This window comes from Actinomadura sp. NPDC048394, from assembly GCF_040651755.1.
Taxonomy (GTDB): Bacteria; Actinomycetota; Actinomycetes; order Streptosporangiales; family Streptosporangiaceae; genus Spirillospora; species Spirillospora montaniterrae.
The window spans coordinates 30,721-53,258 of the sequence record NZ_JBEZJL010000067.1 but is presented as its reverse complement, the minus strand read 5'-3'; the positions used below and the strand labels follow the sequence as shown (position 1 = coordinate 53,258).

At 70.8% G+C, this 22,538-nt stretch carries 24 protein-coding genes; 10 read left to right on the top strand and 14 right to left on the bottom strand.

Annotated elements, in window-relative coordinates; all coding sequences use genetic code 11:
- Nucleotides 1–48: 48 nt before the first annotated feature.
- The 10 genes from AB0C78_RS37315 to AB0C78_RS37270 form a co-directional block, all read right to left on the bottom strand.
- Nucleotides 49–540, bottom strand: coding sequence for a MarR family transcriptional regulator (locus tag AB0C78_RS37315; protein ID WP_360757542.1), 492 nt, complete (start codon nt 538–540; stop codon nt 49–51).
- A 96-nt stretch (nt 541–636) separates the two neighbouring features.
- Nucleotides 637–1,725, bottom strand: coding sequence for a hypothetical protein (locus tag AB0C78_RS37310; protein ID WP_360757539.1), 1,089 nt, complete (start codon nt 1,723–1,725; stop codon nt 637–639).
- 25 nt (nt 1,726–1,750) lie between these two features.
- Nucleotides 1,751–3,052, bottom strand: a complete 1,302-nt coding sequence (locus tag AB0C78_RS37305; RefSeq protein WP_360757537.1) for an MCE family protein — start codon at nt 3,050–3,052, stop codon at nt 1,751–1,753.
- On the bottom strand, nt 3,049–4,146 hold the full coding sequence (locus AB0C78_RS37300; RefSeq protein ID WP_360757535.1) for an MCE family protein: 1,098 nt from the start codon (nt 4,144–4,146) through the stop codon (nt 3,049–3,051). Before AB0C78_RS37300 ends, AB0C78_RS37305 begins: the two co-directional genes overlap by 4 nt.
- A complete protein-coding gene (locus tag AB0C78_RS37295; protein ID WP_360757533.1) occupies nt 4,146–5,192 on the bottom strand; it encodes an MCE family protein in 1,047 nt (348 codons plus the stop codon). The genes AB0C78_RS37300 and AB0C78_RS37295 overlap by 1 nt, the downstream gene beginning before the upstream one ends.
- Nucleotides 5,192–6,223 carry an MlaD family protein gene (locus AB0C78_RS37290; RefSeq protein ID WP_360757530.1) on the bottom strand — a complete coding sequence of 344 codons (1,032 nt, stop codon included), beginning with the start codon at nt 6,221–6,223 and terminating at the stop codon, nt 5,192–5,194. Before AB0C78_RS37290 ends, AB0C78_RS37295 begins: the two co-directional genes overlap by 1 nt.
- Entirely contained in the window at nt 6,223–7,299 is a 1,077-nt protein-coding gene (locus AB0C78_RS37285) for an MlaD family protein (protein WP_360757527.1), read from the bottom strand. Before AB0C78_RS37285 ends, AB0C78_RS37290 begins: the two co-directional genes overlap by 1 nt.
- Nucleotides 7,296–8,354: an MCE family protein gene (locus AB0C78_RS37280; protein ID WP_360757525.1), complete on the bottom strand. Its 1,059-nt coding sequence runs from the start codon at nt 8,352–8,354 to the stop codon at nt 7,296–7,298. The genes AB0C78_RS37285 and AB0C78_RS37280 overlap by 4 nt, the downstream gene beginning before the upstream one ends.
- The gene (locus AB0C78_RS37275) at nt 8,351–9,205 is read right to left on the bottom strand and encodes an ABC transporter permease (RefSeq protein ID WP_151543101.1); all 855 of its coding nucleotides are present in this window, start codon (nt 9,203–9,205) and stop codon (nt 8,351–8,353) included. The genes AB0C78_RS37280 and AB0C78_RS37275 overlap by 4 nt, the downstream gene beginning before the upstream one ends.
- Complete coding sequence (locus AB0C78_RS37270) at nt 9,205–10,008, bottom strand: ABC transporter permease (protein ID WP_151543100.1); 804 nt, start codon at nt 10,006–10,008, stop codon at nt 9,205–9,207. Before AB0C78_RS37270 ends, AB0C78_RS37275 begins: the two co-directional genes overlap by 1 nt.
- Nucleotides 10,009–10,300: 292 nt before the next feature.
- Here AB0C78_RS37270 and AB0C78_RS37265 point away from each other — a divergent pair, with 292 nt between their 5' ends.
- The 3 genes from AB0C78_RS37265 to AB0C78_RS37255 all read left to right on the top strand — a co-directional run bounded on the left by AB0C78_RS37265 (nt 10,301) and on the right by AB0C78_RS37255 (nt 12,552).
- Nucleotides 10,301–10,837, top strand: a complete 537-nt coding sequence (locus tag AB0C78_RS37265) for a MarR family transcriptional regulator (protein ID WP_360757522.1) — start codon at nt 10,301–10,303, stop codon at nt 10,835–10,837.
- 102 nt (nt 10,838–10,939) lie between these two features.
- Entirely contained in the window at nt 10,940–11,842 is a 903-nt protein-coding gene (locus AB0C78_RS37260; RefSeq protein WP_360757519.1) for a lytic transglycosylase domain-containing protein, read from the top strand.
- Between the two features lie 68 nt (nt 11,843–11,910).
- Nucleotides 11,911–12,552, top strand: a complete 642-nt coding sequence (locus tag AB0C78_RS37255; protein ID WP_360757516.1) for a TetR/AcrR family transcriptional regulator — start codon at nt 11,911–11,913, stop codon at nt 12,550–12,552.
- Nucleotides 12,553–12,610: 58 nt separating this feature from the next.
- Here AB0C78_RS37255 and AB0C78_RS37250 read toward each other — a convergent pair whose 3' ends face one another.
- Nucleotides 12,611–13,372 carry a hypothetical protein gene (locus tag AB0C78_RS37250; RefSeq protein WP_360757514.1) on the bottom strand — a complete coding sequence of 254 codons (762 nt, stop codon included), beginning with the start codon at nt 13,370–13,372 and terminating at the stop codon, nt 12,611–12,613.
- Here AB0C78_RS37250 and AB0C78_RS37245 point away from each other — a divergent pair.
- The 3 genes from AB0C78_RS37245 (at nt 13,323) to AB0C78_RS37235 (ending at nt 15,864) form a co-directional block, all read left to right on the top strand.
- Nucleotides 13,323–13,952 carry a hypothetical protein gene (locus AB0C78_RS37245; protein ID WP_360757512.1) on the top strand — a complete coding sequence of 210 codons (630 nt, stop codon included), beginning with the start codon at nt 13,323–13,325 and terminating at the stop codon, nt 13,950–13,952. The two genes, AB0C78_RS37250 and AB0C78_RS37245, sit on opposite strands and share 50 nt — an antisense overlap.
- A gap of 380 nt (nt 13,953–14,332) precedes the next feature.
- The gene (locus AB0C78_RS37240; RefSeq protein WP_360757509.1) at nt 14,333–15,136 is read left to right on the top strand and encodes an NAD(P)-dependent oxidoreductase; all 804 of its coding nucleotides are present in this window, start codon (nt 14,333–14,335) and stop codon (nt 15,134–15,136) included.
- Nucleotides 15,137–15,216: 80 nt separating this feature from the next.
- Complete coding sequence (locus AB0C78_RS37235; protein WP_151546136.1) at nt 15,217–15,864, top strand: TetR/AcrR family transcriptional regulator; 648 nt, start codon at nt 15,217–15,219, stop codon at nt 15,862–15,864.
- 90 nt (nt 15,865–15,954) lie between these two features.
- On the opposite strand, the gene AB0C78_RS37230 is transcribed toward AB0C78_RS37235, so the two are convergent.
- Together AB0C78_RS37230 and AB0C78_RS37225 are read right to left on the bottom strand one after the other, a co-directional pair.
- Nucleotides 15,955–16,335: a nitroreductase family deazaflavin-dependent oxidoreductase gene (locus AB0C78_RS37230; protein ID WP_360757506.1), complete on the bottom strand. Its 381-nt coding sequence runs from the start codon at nt 16,333–16,335 to the stop codon at nt 15,955–15,957.
- 31 nt (nt 16,336–16,366) lie between these two features.
- Nucleotides 16,367–17,830, bottom strand: a complete 1,464-nt coding sequence (locus AB0C78_RS37225) for an NAD(P)/FAD-dependent oxidoreductase (protein WP_360757503.1) — start codon at nt 17,828–17,830, stop codon at nt 16,367–16,369.
- A gap of 84 nt (nt 17,831–17,914) precedes the next feature.
- Here AB0C78_RS37225 and AB0C78_RS37220 point away from each other — a divergent pair, with 84 nt between their 5' ends.
- Nucleotides 17,915–18,532 (top strand): TetR/AcrR family transcriptional regulator, encoded by a 618-nt coding sequence (locus AB0C78_RS37220; RefSeq protein WP_360757500.1) that lies wholly within the window; start codon nt 17,915–17,917, stop codon nt 18,530–18,532.
- On the opposite strand, the gene AB0C78_RS37215 is transcribed toward AB0C78_RS37220, so the two are convergent.
- Nucleotides 18,520–19,200 (bottom strand): TetR/AcrR family transcriptional regulator C-terminal domain-containing protein, encoded by a 681-nt coding sequence (locus tag AB0C78_RS37215; RefSeq protein WP_360757498.1) that lies wholly within the window; start codon nt 19,198–19,200, stop codon nt 18,520–18,522. The genes AB0C78_RS37220 and AB0C78_RS37215 overlap by 13 nt on opposite strands.
- 109 nt (nt 19,201–19,309) lie before the next feature.
- On the opposite strand from AB0C78_RS37215, the gene AB0C78_RS37210 reads away from it, so the two are divergent.
- The 3 genes from AB0C78_RS37210 to AB0C78_RS37200 all read left to right on the top strand — a co-directional run bounded on the left by AB0C78_RS37210 (nt 19,310) and on the right by AB0C78_RS37200 (nt 22,354).
- Nucleotides 19,310–20,416, top strand: coding sequence for a ferritin-like domain-containing protein (locus tag AB0C78_RS37210; protein ID WP_151546140.1), 1,107 nt, complete (start codon nt 19,310–19,312; stop codon nt 20,414–20,416).
- A 44-nt stretch (nt 20,417–20,460) separates the two neighbouring features.
- Nucleotides 20,461–21,318, top strand: a complete 858-nt coding sequence (locus AB0C78_RS37205; protein WP_360757495.1) for an SDR family NAD(P)-dependent oxidoreductase — start codon at nt 20,461–20,463, stop codon at nt 21,316–21,318.
- A gap of 70 nt (nt 21,319–21,388) precedes the next feature.
- Entirely contained in the window at nt 21,389–22,354 is a 966-nt protein-coding gene (locus tag AB0C78_RS37200) for a diiron oxygenase (protein ID WP_360757492.1), read from the top strand.
- Nucleotides 22,355–22,538 lie beyond the last annotated feature (184 nt).

Here is a 22,538-nt window from a genome sequence, read left to right as displayed (position 1 = left end):
CCGTGACCGCCGGCCGGGGTTCAACCTGCCGGGGGCGAGGGTGTTCGGCTACCTCAGGGTGCCGAGTTCCTTGCGGGCGGTGGTGCGGAGGGTGCGGAGGGCCGAGACGAGGGCGTGGCGCTGGTCGTCGGTGAGGGGGCCCGCGAAGTGCTCGCGGAGCGTCTCGGCGTGCACCCGCATCGCCTCGTCGAGCTTCGCGCGGCCCGCGTCGGTGAGCTCGACGAGGTGGCGGCGCCGGTCCCCGGCGTGCGGGCGGCGGCGCACGAGCCCCGCCTCCTGCATCCGGTCGACCAGCCGGGTCATGCCGCCGCTGGTGAGGATCAGCTCGCCGGCCAGCCCGCCCATGTCGGGGCAGTCCGCGCCCGCGTCCGACAGCCGGAGCAGCACCTCGAACACCGCGTGCCGGATGCCGCAGCGGCGCTCCAGCTCGCGCCCCGCGATGCGCTCCAGCAGAGCGGCGGCGCCGAGCAGCGCCCCGAACTCGTGGATCACCTCGTCCGGCACCCGGGTGCCCTCGTCTGAGACCGTACGCTCCGTCACCGTCGACATCCTGCCCGCCGCCTCCGACTTTTCACCCCGCACAACGCGCCGCGCCCCGCACGGCTTCCACCGTGCGGGGCGCGGGACGCGCCGGTTCTACGGCTTGCCGGTCTTGGTCGTGCTCGGGGACGGCGACGCGGCGCTGCTCCCCGGCACCAGGCCGTTGCTCCCCGTGTTCTGGTTGCTGTCGTTGACGCCGGACGGGTACTGCTTGGTGACCTTCCACTTGCCGTCGACCTTCGCGAGCGCGAGGCGCAGCAGCGTGGAGGGCTGGCTGACCTTCCCGTCCTTGGTCTGCAGGCCGATGTCGACCATGACGACCACGGTGGCGAACTTGCCGTTCACGCTGCCGACGAAGACATCGGTGCTCTTGGACGACATCCCGACCTGGGAGTCGCTCTTGAACGCGGCCGTCAGGCCCGGCAGCGTCGACTGCTTGAACTGGTCGAGCAGGTCGCCGGCCATCAGCTTCTCGGCCTTGGCCGCCTGCGACTGGTAGTTGGACGCGTTGTAGTTGAACGCCACGTCCCCGTACTGCAGGGCCACCTTGGAGACCTCGCCGCGGGCGTCCTTGTCGGACGCGAGGCCGCTCGCCCTCGTCCACTGCCAGATCGCGAGACTCGCGAGCAGCGCCACCACGACGACCGTCACGATGACGCGGACCAGCGAGGACGACTCGGCGTGCTCCTTCGGAGGACGGGTCGGGGTGTAGGAGAACGGGCCGACCTTGCGCGCCGGCCGCGCCGCCACCGCGTCCGCCCGCTCCTCGGCCTCCTCCTCCGGGGGCTCGAGCCGCTCAGGGCGGGGCTTCGCCGCCGCCGCGGGCTTGGCGAGGGACGCCTTGGCGGCCGGCTTCGCGGTCTTCGCCGTCTTCGCCGCGGGACGGGCCGGGGGCTCGTCCTCGTCGTCCTCGGCCTCGATCGCCTCCAGGACGTCCTCGAGGTCGTCATCGTCGTCGATGACCTCGATGACCCGGACCCGCCGCTTGCGCTTCGGGCGCGCGGCGGGCCGTTCGGCCGCCTCCTCCGCGCCGTCCTCCTGCTCGGACGCGACCGCCTTCGCGGCCTGCGCGTCCTCGACCGCCTCGTCCTGCTCGGACGCGACCGCCTCGACCTCGTCGGCCTCGCCGTCCGGGTGGCTCTCCCGGGCGGCGTCCGCGGCTTCCTTGGTGGTCTTGGCTGTCACTTCGGTACTCCTACGGGGATTGGGGTCAGTCCTTGTGCCGGCGGCGAAGCCGGGACAGGCGGGACACCACGGGCACCGAGCCCATCATGACCCTGATCAGCACCATCAGTGCCAGAACCGGGGGAATGTACACTAGCCAAACCGGCGGCCCACCAGAAGAGTCCTTGCCGTTGTTCGCGGCGTTCTGGGCCTTGAGGGGCTTGTCGAGCGCGGGATCGTGGGTGGGGATCACGTCGCCCGGGTTCTTCGCCCGGTAGGTGTTCTGCTTGACGTCCAGGTCGGGCGTCCGGCCCCCGGCGCAGGTCGGCACGGTGGCCAGCTGCGGCTGCGGCAGCGGGTACTTGTACTCCAGCGCCGCCTGGTGCTTCAGCGTGATCTCGAAGATGACGTTCAGGACGGGCTTGCCCTGGTCCAGCCCGATCACGTTGTCGAGGACGGTCTTCAGCTGCGGCGCGACGGCGAGGGTCGTCTTCAGGTCCGACAGGTAGTTCGGGTTGTAGGCGGAGATGCCCCAGTTGCCGAGCGTGTCGACCGTGCAGTCGAAGTTCGGGCCGGTCTCGTCGAGCAGGTTGTTCACCGTGGACAGCAGGCCGGGGCCGCGGTCGCGCAGCTCGGCGAGCTGGCCGCGCACCTGCGCGAGCGCGGAGGTGAGGGCGGCGACGTTGTCGATGCCCGCGCCGAGCGCCCCGCGGTTCCGGTTCAGCACGCTGGTGATCTTGCCGAGGTCCTTGGTCAGCCCGTCCAGCAGCTCTGTGTTCTGCGCGAACGTCTGGGTGAGCTGGTCGCCGCCGTTGACGATCTGCCGGATCGAGTCCTCGCGGCCGGCGAGGCCCTCCGCCAGCTCGTGGGTGAGCACCTTCGCGTCGTCGGGGTTGATCGCGTCGAGGGACTTGATGACCGCGCCGAACAGGTCGCTGTACTTCGGCGGGACCTTCGTCTGCGACACCGGGATGACGGTGCCGGGCTTCATCGGCGGGGCGCCCGCCCGGCCCGGCGCCGGGGTCAGCTCGACCACCGGCTCGCCGACCGCGGACTTGCGGGCCGCCGCCGCGGTGACGCCCTGCGGGATCTTCACCCCGCGCTCCATGTCGAGCCGCACGACGACCTTGTTCCTGACCAGCTTCACCGAGTCGATCTTGCCGACCCGCAGCCCGAGGTAGTCGACCTCGAAGTTCGGGTGCAGGCCCGGTGACGACTCGAACTCGGCCGTGATGTGGTACGGCCGCTCGATGAAGTCGAAGTGCACGACGTTCCGGAACGCCCACACGACCATGATCACGGCCAGTGCGCCGAACACGGCCAGGTTGATCGTCACTCGCCTGGTCATTGCCGCCCCTGCAGGATCTTGTCGAGGTCCGGGAACGCCGTCCGGAACTGCTTCGGCAGCTCGGTGCCGCCCGTGCCGCCCGTGCCGCCGCCGGCGCCGCCGGCCGCCTTGCCCGTCTTCTTGGCGGGCTTGTCGCCGCCGAGCACCGGCGACCCGTCCGGCCACACGATGTTCAGCAGCGGGTACAGCAGCAGCTGCCCGTCGTAGCTGGCCTTCGGCAGCTTGGTGGTGAACGTCACCAGCCCGTTGACCAGGTTCGTCAGCCGGGTGCGGTTGTTGCCGAGCTGCGCGAGGACGGGGTCGAGGTCGTCCAGCAGCTTGCGGAACCGGGCGACCCGCCCCTCCAGCACCTTGTCGTTCAGCTGGCGGGCGGCCTCGGTCAGCTTGGCGACCGTGCCGAGGATCTTCCGCTTGTCCTGGTCCAGCAGCCGGGTGGTGCGCTCGATCTCGACGGGCGCCTGGTTCAGCGCGTCGTCCCCGGCGGCCAGCGACCGGCCGAGCCTCGCGAGATGGTCGACCGACTCGCCGAGCTGCTCGCGCTGGTCGGCGACCATCTTCAGCAGGGTCGTCGCCTTCGCGATCGAGGTGTTGAGCCGGGTGCCGTTGCCGTCGAGGGCGGTGGCGCCGGCGTTGACGACCGTCGCGACGTCGTTGCCGGCGAGGGCCTGCACCAGCGGCCCCGCCTGCCCGACGACCTGCTCGAACGCCGGCTGCACGCTGGTCTGCGTGATCGCCGCGTGGTTCGCCAGGAACGGGCCGCGGTCCATGCTGGCGCCCGGCGGCATCTGCAGGTCCACGTAGTTCTCGCCGAGCAGCGACGTCACCTTGATCTCGGCGCGGGTGCCCTGCGGGATCTTGACGCCGTCCTTGATGGACAGCGTCGCCTTCGCGCGGTAGCCGTCCAGCTGCACCTTGGTGACGCTGCCGATCGTGATGTCGGACATCTTCACGCTGTGCCCGGCGACCAGCCCCTGCACGTCGCTGAACTCGGCGGTCAGGGTGAGGTGCCCCTTCGGCGCCCCGACCGTCTTGTAGTTGCAGCCCGAGAGCGCGAGGACCGTGGCGAGGACGAGCAAGACGACCTTCCTGCCCATCAGTTGCCTCCGTTCTGCCAGGGACAGTTGGAGTTGGGCGCGGGAAGCGGGCACGCGACCTCGTCGGAGTCCATCAGGCCCTTCAGCCACGTCCGCACGAACGCGTCGGTGGCGAACCGGATGTGCAGCGACTTGTCCTTCTTGCCGTAGCCGCCGATGAGGGCGCTGCTGACGCCCGGCAGCACGTTCAGCAGCTGCGCGATCTGCTTGGTGTTGCCCTTCAGCACCAGCGCCACCCGGGTGAGGACGGCGAGGTCGTACGGCAGCCGCCCCTTGTACTTCTGGAGCAGCTTGTCGCCGTTCTTCGACAGGTCCAGCACCGCGCCGATCAGCTGCTGCAGGTCGCCGCGCTCGGACGCGAGCACCTGCGTCGCCTGCCCGAAGTCCTGGATCATGGTGCCGAGCACCTGCTCGCGGCCCCGCACCACCCCGGCCATCCGGCTGAGGTTCTGCGCGACCTCGATCAGGTCCTTGTCCTGGCCCGCGACGTTCTCCACCAGCCGGGCGCTCTGCTCCAGCGTGGCGTTGAACTCCTTGCCGTTGCCGTTCACCGCGTCGGCGGCCTTGCCGAGCGCGGTGTGCATCTTCGTCGGGTCCAGCGCGTTCGCCAGGTTCGTGAAGGAGTTCAGCGCGTCGTCCACCTCGACCGGGACGGTCGTCCGCTCGAGCGGGATGACGTTGGAGGTCTCCTTCGGCTCGCCCGGCTTCCACGCCGGGTGCAGCACCAGGTTCCGCTCGCCCACCAGGTTCAGCGGGACGATCGAGGCCTGCACGCCCTGCGGCAGCGGGACGTCCCGGTCGATGTGGAACGTCACCTTGATCTTGTCGTCCAGCTGCTTGACGGTGTCGACCCGGCCGACGTCGACGCCCATCACGAGGACCTTCGACTGCGGGTAGAACGAGCGCGCCTTCGGCACGTAGACGGTCATCGTGCGCTCCCCGCCGGACGAGCCGAGCGAGCAGCCGCCGAGCGCGGCGGCCAGCACGAGCGCGATCGCGGCGGCGCCGAACCTGGTGGTCCGGGAGACCCGGGTGAGGCGGCCCATCAGTTGCCTCCCTGGCCGGCGGGGGAACGCCGCGTGGAGATCGGTCCCGGCGGCTGGATCGGCCCGAGCCCGGTGAGCACGCCCTCGATCCAGGGCCCGTTGCCCTTCAGGTTCGCGACCTGCTGGAACGTCGGGCCGAGCAGCGAGAAGTCGGTGTTCAGGGCGTCCATGTTGGGCGCCAGCCGGGTCGTCAGCAGGTGCAGGTTGTCCAGCAGCGTGTCCAGCTTCTTCTGGTTCCGGGAGATGACGTTGTCGAGGGTGCGGACCGTCCGGTTGCCCTGCCCGATCGTCGCGGCGAGCTCGTTGCGCCGGTTCACCAGCGACTGCAGCAGCACCTGGCTCGCGTCGATGATCTGCCGGAGCTTGTCGTCCTTGCTCGCGAGCGTGCCGGTGATGGTCTTGCTGGCCTCGATCAGGTTCTGGATCTGCGGGTAGGAGTCGTTGAGCGTGCGCGACAGGTCCTGGATGTTCTCCAGGATCCGGTGCAGCTTCGCGGCGCCCGGCGACTTGATCGCCGACACCTCCGACAGCAGCTTCGTCATGCTCTTCTCGTCGAGCTTCCCGACGATGTTCTGGGTGTTCTGCAGCGCCTCGGGGACGGTGAACGGGACGCCGGTGTGGTCCAGCGGGATCCGCCGCCGCGACTCCGGCAGGCTCGCCAGGTAGGGCCTCGCGACCGGCCCGGACAGCTTCAGGTAGCGGCCGCCGAGCAGCGTCGTCGTCTCGATCTCCGCGCGGGTGTCGCGGCCGAGGTCGATGCCGGCGTTGACGTGCCAGGTGATGAGGACGCGGCCGTGCGCGAAGTCCGGCTCGACGCCGGTGACGCGGCCCGACTTCACGCCGGCGACCCGCACGTCGTCGCCCTTCTTGATGCCGGCCTGGTCGGAGAAGTAGCCGCTCATCGTGTAGCCCCGGTCGAACAGGTGGAGCTGGCCGATCGCGAACGCGAAGATCAGCCCGGCGGCGAGCACCGCGAGCGTCACGATCGCGACGAGCTTCTGGTTGACGTCCCGCAGGGACTTGAGCGCCATCAGCCGCCACTCCCCGTCAGCATCGCCTTCAGCTTGGCCAGGTCCTGCTTGGACGGCTGCTTGGTGCCGGGCGCCTTCGGCAGCTGCATCGGGAAGGGGCACGGCCCCTGCACGATGTTCAGGCACAGCGCGTTGGTGCGCAGGAAGTGCCCGCCGTTGGCGGCGGCGAACAGCTCGCGGAGGGTCAGCGGAAGCTGCTGCACCATCTTCTCCAGCTGGTCGACGTTCAGCTGGAAGGTCTCGCTGAACTTGCCGAGGTTGTCGATGATGCGGGCGAGCTGCGCGTCGTTGCCGCCGAGCACCGCGTTCAGGTTGGTGGTGACGCCCGAGATCTGCACGACCGCGTTCTCCAGCAGCTTGCGGTTGTCGGCGAACACGCCGGTCAGCGACGCCAGGTTGTCGACGCTGGCGGCGATCTGGGTGTCCCGCTTGGCGATCGCCTGGCTGACCGTCTCGTAGTTGTCGATCATCCCCTTGATCGTGTCGCGGCGGGCCTCGAAGGTCTGCAGCAGCGCGTCGAGGTTGTCGGTGAGCAGCGAGACGTTCTGCTCGTTGCCGTCCAGCGCCTGCGAGAAGGAGAACAGGATCTTGTTGATCTGGTTCGGGTCCAGGCTCTGGGTCAGCGGGCCGAGGCTGTTGAGGATCTCGCCGAGGTCCACCACCGACCGGGTGTGCGGCACCCGGTCGCCGTTGCCGAGCTTCGCGGGGCTGCTGCCCGGCTCCAGGTAGATGACCCGCTGGCCCATCACGTTGCGCCAGCGGACGGCGGCGGTGGAGTCGGCGGGCAGCCGGACGTCCTTGTCCACGGCCATCCCGACGACGGCCTTGCCGCGCACCACCTTGATGCTCTTCACCTGGCCGACCGGCGTCCCGGCCACCTTCACCTCGTCGCCGGTGAGCAGGCCGGTGACGTCGTCGAACGTCGCGGTCAGCTTGTAGCGGGAGTTGAAGCTGGTGCCGAGGATCTGCTGCCCGATGTAGAAGGTCAGCAGGACGGTCACCACGAGGAACACCAGGAACTTCGCGATCGTGGTGTACTCCGGCCCGCGGGCGGCCTTGCCGCGTGCCGGGCTCATGGCCGCCCTCCCGCCGTGCTCGTGGTCTTGCTCTTGAACGGGTCGGTGGTGCACACGTCGATGAAGACCTGGCACAGGTCGAGGGAGAGCGCCTCCTTGGCCTGCGCGATCGTGGTGCCCTCCGGGCCCGGGATCCGGATGATCTTCGAGAGCAGCGCGAAGAAGCCGTTGAGGCTGTCCATCAGCACCGGCAGCTTGTCGTTCTCGGAGTGCACCGTCGCGGCGACCCCGCCGACGCTGTCGATGAGCTTGCCGAGGTTCGCGCCGTGCCCGCGCATCGTCGTGCCGACGGTGTCGCCGAGCCGGCCGGCCTGCGCCAGCAGCTGGTTGATCTTGTCCGGCTTCTCGTTGATCACCTGCGACAGCGTGTTGAAGTCGCCGGTGAACCGGGTGATGTTGTCGCCGTGCGCGGCGAGCGTCCCCGACAGCCCGTTGATGTCGTTCAGCAGCGCCTGGATGTACGCGCGGTCCGCGTACGTCGCGTCCACGACCGTCGACCCGTTCTGGATCAGCCGGCGCGCCGCCGGACCCTCACCGGACAGCCCGGCGCCGAGGGTGTGCAGGATCGTCGCCACCTCGTCCGGGTTGATCGCCTTGGTGAGGTTGTAGGCGGGCCACGCCGTCTGCGACAGGTCCTGCGGGTCGGAGGTCTTCACGACCGTCCCGCCGTCCTTGAGGAACGGGCCGGACAGCTCGTGCGCGCCGGGGTCCAGCACCAGGTCCTTCGGCCCGAACACCGACACCGGCTCGATCGTCGCGGTGGCCGTGTCCGGGACCCGGATCCCCTTGTCGACGCGGATCTTCACGGTCACCCGGCCGTCGCGGTCGAGCTTGAGCTTGTCGACGCTGCCGACCGCGATGCCGCGGATCTTCACGTCCGACTTGCCGGGGTCCAGGCCCTGGCCCGCGGTGCCGAAGGTCGCGTCGTAGTAGGTGGAGCCCGCGTACGAGGGGGTGGTGGAGATCCCGACGGCGACCGCGGCGACCGCGATCACGCCGGCGCCGACCAGCCCGAAGATCGTCCGGGATCGGGAGGAGAGGCTCTCGTCGCTCATCCGGTCAGCCTCACCGTGCTGCCGTGGCCCCAGAAGATGTACGACAGGAGCAGGTTCATCAGGATCATCAGGATGGTGGACTCCCGGATGGCGCGGCCCGCGGCGACGCCGACGCCGACCGGGCCGCCCGCGGCGTAGTAGCCGCGGTAGCAGTGGATGAACATCACGATGAACGCGAACACCGCGACCTTGATGACGCTGTAGAACACGTCGATCGGCGGCAGGTACAGGTGGAAGTAGTAGTCGTAGATGCCGGGCGACAGGCCGAAGTACTGGATCGTGATGAACCTCGTGGCGAAGAACGCCATGAACAGCGACACCAGGTAGAGCGGGACCAGGGCGATGACGCCGGCGGCGACCCGGGTGCACACCAGGTAGGCCAGCGAGTTGATGCCCATGACCTCCAGCGCGTCGATCTCCTCGGAGATCCGCATCGCGCCGATCTCCGCGGTGAACCCGGTGCCGACCTGCGCGACCAGCGCCACGCCCGCGATGATCGGGGTGACCTCGCGGACGTTGGAGTAGCTGGCGACCAGGCCGGTGAACGCCTCCGCGCCGATGCGTTCCAGCCCGGGGTAGCCCTGCAGGCCGACCATCGCGCCGGTGGCCAGCGACATCGTCGCGATGACGAAGATCATGCCGCCGCCGATCACCAGCGCGCCGACGCCGACGGTGATGTCGCTGACCTGCTTGGCCAGCGTCTTGCCGTACTTGCGCCGGACGATGATGTCGACGAACAGGTGGTACAGCACCCGGCCGAGGAAGATCGGCAGGTTGGCCGAGGCCGACAGCCCGGCCGCGCGGCCCTTGAAGGCCCGGCCCAGCTTGCGTACGGGGGAAATGGCGACCATCAGAACCTCGGGGGGAACAGGACCTGGTAGATCATGGTGAGGATGTAGTTGGTGGCGAACACCACGATCGAGGTGACCACCACCGCCTTGTTCACCGCCCGGCCGACGCCGACCGGTCCGAGGTCGCAGTTCATGCCCATGTAGCAGGCGACCGCGGCCGCGATGAACCCGAAGATCCACGCCTTGAACAGGGTGATGACCAGGTCCGAGAACTGCAGCAGGGTCGTCGCGCCGTCGAAGAACGCGCCCGGGCTGACGCCCTGCTGGATGACGTTGAAGTAGTAGCCGCCGAGCACGCCCGCCAGGATCACGACGGAGCAGAGCAGGCCGGAGACCATGCTCGCCGCCCACAGCCGCGGGGTGACCAGGCGGTGGATCGGGTTGATGCCCATGACCTCCATGGCCGCGAGTTCGTCGCGGATGTTGCGGGCGCCCATGTCCGCGGTGATGGCCGAGCCGCCGACGCCGGAGACCAGCAGCGCGGCGGCCAGCGGGGCCACCTGCTGGATCATCGCGGCGGTCAGCAGCGCGCCGGTGCCCGACTGGGCGCCGAGCTGCCGGGCGATGTCGCCGACCTGCAGCGAGATGGTGGCGCCGAGCGGCACCGCGATCAGCATCACGGGCACGCTGGTCACCCGGGCGAGGAACCAGCACTGCTCGACGAACTCGCCCCACCACTGGCGCAGGTCCCAGGTGCGGCGCAGCCCCTCCAGGAGGGTCACGCACAGCAGCCCGGTCTCGTCGAGCGCGCGCTCGACCCGTCGGCGTGCCAGGTCCGGGGCCTTGGTCAGGCTCAGGGCCATCAGCCGGTGCCCTCCCCCGCGGGGGGTGCGTGAAGGGTCATCCCAGCCTCCTTCGTTCTCGGACGTCGGCGCCCATCCGATACTCCGGTTCCCTGCCCTACCACGGGGGCGCCGCTGTGTCCTAGGGGTGTTCCGCGCCACCTGTGGTCTCGGTCGAGACCGGTATCACTCACGAGGCCACCAGGGTCACACGGACACAGGCGTCCCGCTTGTGATCTGGAGCACTCTATTGGAAGAAGTTCTAAGAAGCGAGTACTTACATCATGATTTGTCCGAAGCTACGATCTCCGGCGTGCGTACCGAGGCGCGGCAAGGCGCGGAACGAGCCCGGGAGGACGGCGTGGACCCGCTGGTCACCGGCATCAGGGACCGCTGGTCGGGGCAGGGCATGGCCGGCGGGCCGTGGCCGTTCATGGCGATCAGCTCGGTCGAGCGGCTCCACCAGATGCTCAAGAAGGCGCTGGACACCGAGCTGAAGAGGTTCGGGCTGAGCCGCACCGGCTACTTCCTGCTGACCACGCTGGCGCTCATCGGCACCGGCAACGCCCGGCTGAGCACCCTCGGCCGGATCCTGATGATGCACCCGACGACCGTGAAGCTGACCGTGGACCAACTGGAGGCCGCCGGGCTCGTCGAGCGGGCCCGGCACCCGAGCGACCGGCGCGCCACCCTCGTGCAGATCACCGCGGCGGGACGCGAGCAGGTCAACGCCGCGAACCTCGCGCTGGAGGACCCGGCGGGCGCGCTCGCGCCGTTCGACGGGATGCACCGCGACCTGTTCGAGGCGCTCCAGCCGGCCCGGCTCGCGGCGGGCGACCTCGAGCTCTGACCCCGGCGGGGCCGGCCGGGCGAGCGGTGAACCGGCTGTGACATCGCCTGCGTACATCGTCATCGACAACACAAGACCCGGGCGATAAGGCAGTCTTCTCCTATGCCACAGAGTCACGGCACGCGCAGACGCACCGGTTCCGCCTCCGGCCGCACCCGCTCCGAGCAGCGGCGCGGCGGTCAGCGGCGGGCCGGGGAGCGGGGCGCCGGCGGCCGCCGGGCCGCCCGGGTCCCGGCGCCCAGGCAGTCCCCCGAGGCGCTCGGCACGCTCGCCTCGTCCGACCCGTACGGACCGCCCGGCCCCTACGGGGACGCGTCGCGGGACCTTCCCGAGCGCTACCGCCCGGAGGGGCGGCGGCGGGCCTGGAAGCTGCTCACCCACAACGTCACCATCACCGTCGCGGGCATCGCGGTGCTCGCCGGCGCCGTGGTGTTCGTCGACTGGAACAAGCTGCTGGGCGAGGCCGATCCGCCGAAGGCCGCAGCGAACGGGCCCATCTCGACCAACGACATGCTCGCCCGCCTCCAGGGCTTCGACATGGACGCCGTCACCGCCGACTCCATAGCGGCCGCCAAGGAGCGCGCCTACAAGGAGCACCAGGCGTACATGAAGAAGCTCAAGGAGCAGGCCAAGAAGGACGCCGCGGCCCGCGCGAAGCTGAAGGCCGAGAAGGAGAAGGAGAAGCTCGCCAAGTCGAACCCGAGCGCCGCGCAGAACAAGGCGTACGGCAAGAAGATGAACGCCGCCAAGGGCTGGGGCAACTGCTGGTCGTCGCTGCTGACGCTCTGGAACCACGAGAGCGGCTGGAACGAGCGGGCCGTCAACCCCGGCAGCGGCGCGTACGGGATCCCGCAGGCGCTGCCCGGCTCCAAGCTCGCCAGCGCGGGCTCCGACTGGCGCACCAGCTCCCCCACGCAGATCGCGTGGGGTCTCGGCTACATCAAGGCCCGCTACCACGACCCGTGCGGGGCGTGGTCGTGGTGGTCCGCGCACCACTGGTACTGAGACCGGCACCGGGACGCGGCCGGCGCCGCGTGCTGGTGACCCGGCCGCGATCCGGGCACGATGTGGGGATGACCACGAGCAGGACGCGCCCGGCGGGCGGCGCGGGCGAGGCCGGCACCGACCGGCGGCAGTGGGCGCGCGCGGACGCCACGCGGCAGGCGCTGCTGACCGCGGCGCAGCGGGTGTTCGCCGACCGCGGCTACGCCGACGCGGGCATCGCCGAGATCGTCGAACGGTCCGGCATCAGCGTCGGCAGCCTGTACCACCACTACGGCGGCAAGGCCGGCCTGTACGTGGCGTTGTGGGAGGAGCTCACCGAGGAGCAGGAGGAGAGCGCCGCGCGGGCGGTGTCCGCCGCCCGCAAGTCCGGCGAGGACGACCCGATCGCGCTGTTCATCGCGGGCGCCCGCGCCTATCTGCGGGTGTGCTGGGAGCGGCGGGAGGCGGCGCGGCTGTTCCACGGCGGCGAGGGGCCGTCCGGGTCGTCGCTGATGCGCCGCAGCCGGGCGCAGCACTGGATCGCGCAGAACACCAAGCTGCTGCGCGGCACGTCCGGCGCCCCGGCGGGCCGCGCGGGCCAGGTGCTGAGCCTGGTGCTGACCACCGTGATCGGCGAGGCGGGCCGGGAGATCGCGACGGCCGAGGGCGAGGCGGAGGCCGCCGAGGTCATCGACGAGGTGTGCCGCATCCTCATCCGCCTCGCCCGCTGACCGCTCCGGCCGCTCCGGCCGCTCGGGCTCAGCGGGCACAGACTCAGCGGGCACAGGCTCAGCGGGCACGGGCGGGCAGGAGCGCGAGGCGCGGGCCGCGGCGGGCGTGCCTGCTCCGGCGCCGGCGGGCGGCGGTGGGCCTCGGCTCCGGCTCCCGCCAGTCCACCTTCGGCGCGGCCTCCGCTCGCAGCGCCGCCCTGGCCTCCGGGGTCGACCAGGACGCGACCGTCCAGACCGCCACGGGCCGCGGGTCCGCCGGCCTCGGCCGGGGCCGCACCGGCTGCGGCGGGACGGCCCGCACCGGCGGCCCGGCGGGGCGGACGCGCGCCGGACGCAGGTGGAGGCGGGCCGGACGCAGGTGGAGGCGGGCCGGACGCAGGTGGAGGCGGCCGGGCCGCCGGGGCGAGACGCCCTCCCGGCGGGCCAGCCGCAGTCTGAGGAGGAGCAGCGTCACCGAGGAGGCCATCGCGGCCAGCACCCCCGCCTGCAGCGCGGTGAGGTCGTCGAGGTCCGAGGAGTCCCGGGGCAGCGCGCGCAGGTTCGCCACCGGTACCGGCGCGATCGGCGCGGGCGCGGTCTGCGGGCCGACGACCGGCGGCAGCACGACGTCCGGGCCGGTCAGCCCGGGCACGCTCGCGGGCGTGATCGGCGGGACGCCGGGCGGCAGGGAGCCCGGGGTGATGCCGGGCGGCAGCGCGCCGGACGGTTCGGTGACGACGAGCGTGTAGGTGCGCGTCCGGGTGGTCGCGTGCGACGCCGACACCCCGACGGTGAGCTTGATCGTCCCGGGCTCGGCCCCGGCCGGGACCCGCACGGTCACCGTCGCCGACGTCCCGCCCGACCCCACGCTGCCGAGGCCCTGCTCGGCCGGGGCGGCCGTGGCGCCGCCCGTAGCCGACGCCCGCAGCACGGTCCCGGACGCGGTCGCGCCGGACGCCGACACCCGGACCGTGGCGGTGACCGCGTCGCCGGGACGGACCGTCGCCGACGACACCGTCGCCGCGACCGCCAGCACCGGCTTCGCCGGCCTGCCCGGCTCGTCCGGCGTGTGCGTCGGCGTGTGCGACGGCGTCGGCGTCGAGCTGTGCGACGGCGTGGGGGTGGCCGAGTCGGTGGGCGTGGGCGAGCCGGTGTCCGGCGGCGGCGTGGTCGGGTCGTCCGTCGGCGAACCGGTCGGCGTCGGCGTGGGGCTGTCGGACGGCGAGGGCGACCCGCCGGACGGGGACGTCGACGGCGTGGGCTCGGCGATCACCGGGGACGCCCCGGACACGGCGAGCACCGCCGCCACCCCGAGCCCCGCGAACACCGCACCGCCGGCCGACCGTGAGCGCACCCGCCCCCACCTCCACCCTCCGGTTTCCGTCCCGATCGATGAGGCGATCGAATCAGCTGCCGAATGACGCTTCAAGGCGCACGGAAAAGGTTGTCAGCGGACGACGAATTACTCCGGACGGCCAATGGCCCGCGTTATCAAGGATTGCGCATCAGAACGCGCGGACGGCGCCTGGCGCTCGATCCGGCCGAGGCGTCCGGCGAGCTAGAGTGCTCTCCGGACGCATCGCGCCGCCGGTGCGGCGGTCGGGCGCGGGCACCACGACACGGTCGCAGTAGACGGGTTCATCAGCGGTTTCGTGCGGCGCGCACCGGCATTGTCGGAGCGGCAAAGAATGATCACATGCCTCAGAAATCCGTCGCACGGAAATCTGCGGGTTCGCCGAGGAGCGGACCGCTGGGCGAGTCCCCTGTGCCGAGCCCGCGCGAACGCTGGGAGACTGCTGGGATGACACTCGGAAGGATCGTGCTGACGGGGGCGGCGGGCCGGGTCGGGTCCGCCGTGCGGGGGCCGCTGCGCGAGGCGGCGAGCACGCTGGTGCTGGCCGACCGGGCGCCGCTGGAGGCGGAGGCGCCGAACGAGGTGGTGCACCGCACCGACCTGTCGGACGCGGCGGAGGTCGTCGCGGGCGCGGACGCGGTCGTGCACCTCGCCGGGGTGCGGGACGAGGCGCCGTTCCCGGAACTGGTCGAGGGCAACATCCTGGGCGCGCAGCGGATGCTGGAGGCGGCGCGGGTGACCGGGGTCCGGCGCGTGGTGCTGGCGAGCAGCAACCGGCTGACCGGCCTGTACCCGTCCACCGTGACGGTGTCGGCGGAGATGCCGCCGCGCCCGGACGGCCTGTACGGGGTCAGCAAGGTCGCGGTGGAGGCGCTCGCCCGGCTGTACGTCGACAAGTTCGGGCTGGACGTGGTGTGCCTGCGGATCGGCAGCCTCGACGCGGTGCCGAACGAGCCGCGCCACCTGGCGACCTGGCTGAGCCACCGGGACTGCGCCGGTTTCGTGCTCGCGGCGCTGACGGTCCCGGCGCCGGGGTTCCTCGCGGCGTACGCGGTGTCGGCGAACGCGCGGCGGTTCTGGGAGCTGGACGGCAGGCTCGGCTACCGGCCGCAGGACGACGCGGCCGACTACGGCATTCCGGACACGTTCGTCGGGCCGGGCACGCCGCAGGGCGGCGACTTCGCGTCCGCCGAGTTCACGCTCCAGTACCTGGAACCGGCCGCGGGCGCGGAGGCCGACGCGCGAGAGTGACATTTGGTTCACACGAGAAGCGATGGACCGTTATCCTGACCTCCGGGTTACCGGTTCCTGACGGAAAGTCGAAGGGGTCCATGCCAACGTCCACGTGGTTCCGCCTCAACGTCGCCAAGCGGGAACGGGTGCTCGAGGTGGCGATGCGCGAGTTCGGAGAGCACGGGTACTCGACCGGCAGCCTGAACACCATCGCCCGCGAGGCCGGCATCGCCAAGGGCTCGCTCTTCCAGTACTTCAGCGACAAGCTGGAGTTCTTCGCGTTCGTGTGCGACGAGGCGTCCCGCCGGATCCGCGAGGAGATGGAGCGGCGGATCGCCCGCGTCGACTTCGACCAGTCCTTCGACGAGTGGCTGTTCGACGTGCTGTGCGACTGGACCGAGTACATGGCCGACCACCCGCTGGAGCGCGCCGTCACCGCCGCGACGAACTTCGAGCTGGACAACAGCGTCCGGTCGGTGGTGCGCGACACCGCGAACCAGCACTACCTCCAGGTCATCCATCCGACGCTGGAGCTGTGGAAGGCGCAGGGCGGCATCCGCGAGGACGCCGACCTGCAGGTCCTCGCCACGATGATCCTCACCATGCTGCCGTTCCTGGCGCTCGCGCCGTACTACGACGGCCTCGACCCGATCCACGACCTGCGCGGCCGCACGCCCGCCGAGCAGCGTCCGGTGGTCCGGCAGCTCGTCGCGGGCTTCCGCCCGATGTTCGCGCCGGAGAAGTAGCCGGGTTCGCCCGAGGACGCCGCCGGGTTCGCCCGGGGACGCCGCCGGGTTCGCCGGAGACGTGGCCCCGTTCGCCGGGGACGCGGCCGGTCAGCCGTCCAGGTCGGCGACCAGCACGTCCATGAAGCGGGTGAGGGGCCGCGCGGCGGCCGGCAGGTCGGCGGCGTCGGCGGCCGTCAGCACGCGCGGGCGGCCGATCCGCCGGACCCGGCCGAGCCGCTCGACGCCGCCGCGCCCCTCGGCGAGCAGGTTGCGCACCCAGTCGGTGTCGGCCCCGTACGGCAGGCCGACGATGAGCCGGTCACCGCTGCGGAACGCCGTGACGGGCGTCCGGTACTCGCGTCCGGACGCCCGCCCCTTGTGGACGATGACGGCGAGCGGCGGCAGGTAGGGCGCGTAGACGCCCTGCACCCGGTTCGTGACGGCCTTGTTGATGCGGCGCAGGCGCCGCGGCATCAGTGGCTTCGGCATGCCCTCTCCCTAGCACGTCCGAGCGCCCGGGTCAGCGGGTGAGGAGGTACTCCTCGGGCTTGGCCTTGCGGTTGCCGGCCCAGAACTCGAAGGTGTGGCCAGGCCACAGCGTCCGGTTGACGCCCTGGTCGTCGAGGTACCAGCTGTTGCAGCCGCCCTCGTTCCACACGGCGCGGCGCAGCCGCCTCTGCATCCGGTCGTTGAAGCGGCGGGACGCCTCGGGCTTCGGCTCGATCGCGTCGGCGCCGGACTCCTGCAGCAGCCGCAGGCAGCTCAGCACCTGCTGGATCTGCACCTCGATCATGAAGACGACGGAGTTGTGGCCGAGGCCGGTGTTCGGGCCGAGCAGCATGAAGAAGTTCGGCATGCCGGGGATGGTGGTGCCGCGGTGCGCCTCGATGCCGTCCGCCCAGATCTCCTGCAGCTTGACGCCGTTCCGGCCGGTGACGCGCAGCTCGTTGAGCGCGTCGACGACCTTGAAGCCGGTGCCGTAGATGATGCAGTCGACCTCGTACTCCTCGCCGTCCTTCGTGACGACGGAGCGCTCCCGCACCTCGGCGATGCCGGACGTCTCGACGGTCACATTCGGGCGGGTCAGGGCCGGGTAGTAGTCGTTGGACAGCAGGACGCGCTTGCAGCCGATGGTGTAGTCCGGCGTGACCTTGGCGCGCAACTCCGGGTCGGGGATCTGCTTCGCCAGGTGGCGGCTGGCGAGCTTCTCCTGCGGGAGCGACAGCCGCGGGTCGATGGTGAAGCCGATCGCGCGGGCCTCCAGCGCCCAGTAGATGCCGTTGCGGAACGCGCGCGCGGCGCCCGGCACCTTGTCGAACGCGGTGCGGACGGGCTTGGGGAAGGTGAAGTCGGGCTTCGGCTGGATCCACGGCGGCGTCCGCTGGAACAGCACCAGCTCCCCGGCCTTCTTCGCGACCTGCGGGACGAACTGGATCGCGGACGCGCCCGTCCCGATGACGGCGACGCGCTTGCCGGTGAGGTCGTAGGAGTGGTCCCACTCGGCGGAGTGGAAGGTGGTGCCCTCGAACTTCTCGATGCCCGGCAGGTCGGGGAACGAGGGGATGTGCAGGGCGCCGATGCCGGAGACGACGGCGCGGGGGGTGAGGACCGTCCCGTCGGTGAGGGTGACGTTCCACCGGCGGGAGTCGTCCTGGTACTCCATGCTGTCGACGTGGCTGCCGAAGCGGATGTGCTCGCGGACGCGGTACTTGTCGGCGGTGCGCTCCATGTAGGAGCGGATCTCGGGCTGCGGCGCGAACATCCGCGACCAGCCCGGGTTGAGCTCGAAGGAGAAGGAGTACATGTGCGACGGGACGTCGCAGGCGCAGCCGGGATAGGTGTTGTCGTGCCAGGTCCCGCCGAGGGCCTCGCTCTTCTCCAGGATGACGAAGTCGTGGAAGCCGGACTGCTTCAGCCGGATGGCCATGCCGAGCCCGGCGAAGCCGGAGCCGATGATGACGATCGCCGGGGCGCGCTCGCTCATATCCCGTCCTCTCGCGGTAACCTACTCGGGGTAAGTTACTATGAGTAGCTTACTGACGGTAGGTCCAACAGATAGGATTCCGCTGTGAGTGCCGCCACACCGCATCCCCCGCAGCGCCGCCGCCGGATGTCGCGCGCGGAGCGCGAGCGGCAGATGCTGGACGTGGCCGAGGAGGTGTTCGGCGAGCGCGGCTACCAGGGCACCTCGATGGACGAGATCGCCGACCGCTGCGGCGTCTCCAAGCCGATGCTCTACGAGTACTTCGGCTCCAAGGACGGGCTGCTCGTCGCGTGCGTCAGCCGGTCCAAGGCCGAACTGCTGGACGTCACGCAGAAGGCCATGGCGGGCGCCACCACGCCGGAGGACATCCTGTGGCGCGGGATGGTCGCCTACTTCGGGTTCATCGACGCGCACAGCAAGTCGTTCGCGATGCTGCTGCGCGAGCCGGCGGCCGGGTCGCAGGAGACCGTCGAGGCGGTGGAGGCGACCCGCCGGCAGCAGAGCGAGCTGATCTCCGGGGTGCTCACCGCCTTCGTCCCGCACGCCGGCGGGCAGGCGATCGCCGCGTTCACCGAGATCATCATCGGCGCGTGCGAGCGCCTCGCCCAGTGGCGGACCTGGCACCCCGAGGTGACCGTCGAGGACGCCGCCCGCTACATGACCGACTTCTGCTGGAAGGGCCTCAGCCCCTACCTGGACTGACTCCTCCTCCGGGGGAGCGCGTCCAGGGCGGTGATGAGGAGGTCCAGGCCGAACTCGAAGTCGGTCTCCGGGTCGTGGCTGGCGAGCTCCTCGGAGAGCGCGACCACGTGCGGGAACTCGGCGGCGTCCAGCCTCGCCCACGACTCGGCCGGGGTCTCGACGAGGTTGTCCAGCGTCTTCACCACGCCGGTCTCGCGGAGCTGCGCGCCGAGCGCGTACGCCATCAGCGCGCGCATGATCCGCACCGAGGTGGGGCCGTCGAAGCCGGCGGCGTCGGCGAGCGCGAGGGCCCGCTCGGCGGGGCGCAGCCCGAGCTGGGTGTCGATCTTGTGGGTGAGGACGATCGTCATGCAGCGCGGGTAGTCGTGCGCGACCTTCCGGAACGCCCGCACGAGCGCGCGCGCCCGCGTCTGCCACGGCTCGGACGGGTCGTCCTCCAGCTCCAGGCCGGCGATGACGTGCTCGGCGACGCCTTCGAGCAGCGCGTCCTTGTTCGGCACGTGGTTGTAGAGCGACATCACCGCGACGCCCAGCTCGGCCGCGACGCGGCGCATCGACAGCGCGCCCGCGCCCTCCCGCTCGATCAGCCCGACCGCCGCCTGCACGATCCGCGCCCTGGTGAGGACGGGTCGCGGCGCCGGCGTGTCGGACGTCACGTCGCCGTTCATCGGTCCCGCCCCTTCCCGCCGTTGACACCCGTAAGTGCACCGTGACACGGTACGTACAACGTACGTCTTACGTACATCGTACGTGTCGCGCCCTCGGGGAGGAACGCCCGTGTCGACCCATGACCTTTACACCGAGCCCGTCGGCAAGTCCACCTGGAACGTGCCCCTGGCCGGGGACACCCGGTTCACCTGGGAGTACGACGACGGCCGGGACCGGCTCCTCGCCCTGTACCAGAAGGGCAAGGACAAGCAGTGGGACTCGGTCAAGCGGATCGACTGGGACCTGGAGGTCGACCCGTACGACGTCCTCGGCGTCCCCGACCAGTCCCTCGCCATCTACGGCACCAAGTACTGGGACAAGCTCACCGAGAAGCAGCGCGGCGAGCTGCGCCAGCACTCCACGTCCTGGCAGTTCTCCCAGTTCGTGCACGGCGAGCAGGGCGCGATGGTCACCGCCGCCCGGATCGTCGAGTCGGTGCCCGACCTGGACGCCAAGTTCTACTCCGCCACGCAGACCATGGACGAGGCCCGGCACGTCGAGCTGTTCACGCGGTTCCTGCACGAGAAGGTCGGGATGGTCTACCCGATCAACACCAAGCTGCAGGACCTGCTGAACGAGACCCTCACCGACTCCCGCTGGGACATGCCCTACCTCGGCATGCAGGTGCTCATCGAGGGCCTCGCGCTCGCCGCGTTCGGCGTCATCCGCGACATCACCACCAAGCCGCTGCCCAAGCAGCTCCTCGCCTACGTCATGCAGGACGAGGCCCGGCACGTCGCGTTCGGCCGGCTCGCCCTGCGCGACTACTACAAGCAGCTGTCCGCGCCCGAGCTGAAGGAGCGCGAGGACTTCGTCATCGAGGGCTGCTACCTCATGCGCGACCGCATCCGCGGCCGGGAGATCTGGACCAACTTCGGCATCGACCCGAAGGAGGTCGACGAGATGGTGGAGAACTCCCCCTACATGAAGATGTTCCAGAGCCTGCTGTTCAGCCGGATCGTCCCGTGCGTGAAGGACATCGGCCTCTGGAGCGAGCGGATCCAGCGGACGTACGACGACATGGGCGTCCTCGACATGTCCAAGGCCGACCTCGAAGCGCTGATGAACCAGGACGAGGACATCGCCGAGAAGCTCGACGCCGAGCGGTTCGCCGCCGAGGAGGCCGAGCGCAAGGCCGAGGTCGACGCCGTCATCGCCGAGGCCGCGGCGGGCTGAGTACGGTTGGAGATCATTCCGCTCGGGACATCTCGGAGGTCTGCATGCCACTCGCGCACTTCGACGGGGCGCTCGCCGTCGTCACCGGAGCCGGCAGCGGGTTCGGCCGCGCCATCGCGCTGGCCCTCGCCGAACGCGGCGCGACCGTCCTCGCGGCCGACATCGACCTGCCGTCCGCCGAGCGGACCGTGACCCTCGCCAAGACCCTCGGCCCCGGCGGCGGCGCCTACGAGGTGGACGTGGCGGACGCCGCCGCGATGGAGGCGTTCGCCGCCGAGGTGCGGCAGGCCCACCGCGTCCCCGACATCGTCGTCAACAACGCCGGGATCGCCGTCAGCGGCCCGTTCCTCGACCACGGTGTGGAGGACTGGAACCGCATCCTCGGCGTCAACCTGTGGGGCGTCATCCACGGGTCCCGGCTGTTCGGCAAGCAGATGGTCGAGCGCGTCAACGCGCTGCCGAACAAGCCCGACAAGCCCAACTTCGGCGGCCACATCGTCAACATCGCGTCCGCCGCCGCGTTCGCGCCGACCCGCTCGCTGCCCGCCTACTGCACCACCAAGGCCGGGGTGCTGATGCTCAGCGAGTGCCTGCGCGCCGAGCTGGCGTCCTCGCGGATCGGCGTCACCGCCGTGTGCCCCGGCTTCGCCAGCACCAACATCGTCAAGAACGGCACGTTCGTCGGCGGCGACGCCGCGCACCGCGAGCGCGTCCGCGCCCGCGGCGAGAAGGCGATCCGGCTGCGCCGGTACCCGGCGGAGAAGGTCGCCGAGCGGGTCGTCGACGCCATCGTCAAGAACAAGGCCGTGGTCCCGGTCAACTTCGAGGGACACCTGCTGCACGCCCTGTCCCGCATCTCGCCGGCGTCCACCCGCCTGCTCGCCAGAATCCCCGTGCAATAGGGCCGGCCCCGCCGTGCGGCGCACGGCCTCGCGGCCCTCCTCGGCCTCCCCCGGGAGAGGAGAAGGATCGATGCCCCCCGAACTGCTGACCGACCGCCCCGCCACCTGGACCGCGCGGATCCGCTGCAAGGACGGCGACCACACGCTGGAGCTCACCGACCGGGAGGTGGTCGCCGAGCGGCTGCTGCGGACGTCCCGCAAGCACTCCTTCGACCCCGACACCGACGTCGACTGGGACGCGCCGCAGGACCCCGACGTCTGGTACATGGCGCCGCAGCTGGTGTCGATCTACGAGACGCCGCTGTGGGACGGGCTGACGCACCGGCAGCGGGTGGAGCTGACCAAGCGGGAGATGTGCAGCATCGCCTCGTTCGGCATCTGGTCGGAGATGCTGCTGATGCAGGCGCTCGTCCAGCACGCCTACCGGAGCCGCTACGACAGCGAGCACGTCGCCTACGCGCTGACGGAGATCGCCGACGAGTGCCGGCACTCGAAGATGTTCGGCCGGATGGTGCGCACCTGCGGGCTGCGCACGCACCGGCCGCGGGCGCTGGAGTACCACTTCGCGAAGCTGTTCGGGGCCGTGTACGACCCGATGCCGATGTTCGCGGGGACGCTGGTGGTGGAGGAGTTCACCGACGCGTTCCAGCGGCTGACGTTCCCGGACGAGGCCGTGCAGCCGATGATCCGGCAGGTCACCCGCATCCACGTGATCGAGGAGGCGCGGCACATCAAGTACGCGCGGGAGGAGCTGAAGCGGCTCGTCGCGCACGCGTCGCCGGTGCGGCGGCGGGCGGCGGCGTACGCGCTGGCGCAGGGCACCCGGCTGATGGCCACGCAGGTGATCCACCCGTCGTGCTACACCGCCGTCGGGCTGGACCCGAAGCTGGCCCGCCGGGTCGCGGCGCGCAGCGAGCACCGCCGGGAGACGATGGCGTGGGCGTTCCGCAAGTGCACCGCGTTCTTCGACGAGGTCGGATTCCTGGACGGCCGGGCCCGTGACGTGTGGGTTCGTGCGGGACTCGCGAAATCGTAACCGGTTCTACTCCGCGGCCATTTCGCCCGGCACCGAAACGAATTCGGTGACACAATGGCAGCAGCCGAATACCGCACGGTTTTCCAGTGGTCCCGGAATCGGGAACGCGAAGGGCCGCGGAGCGGGGTCCACTCCACGGCCCCTTCGACGGGACGGGCTGCTGACCTGGAGATCACCTCACCCA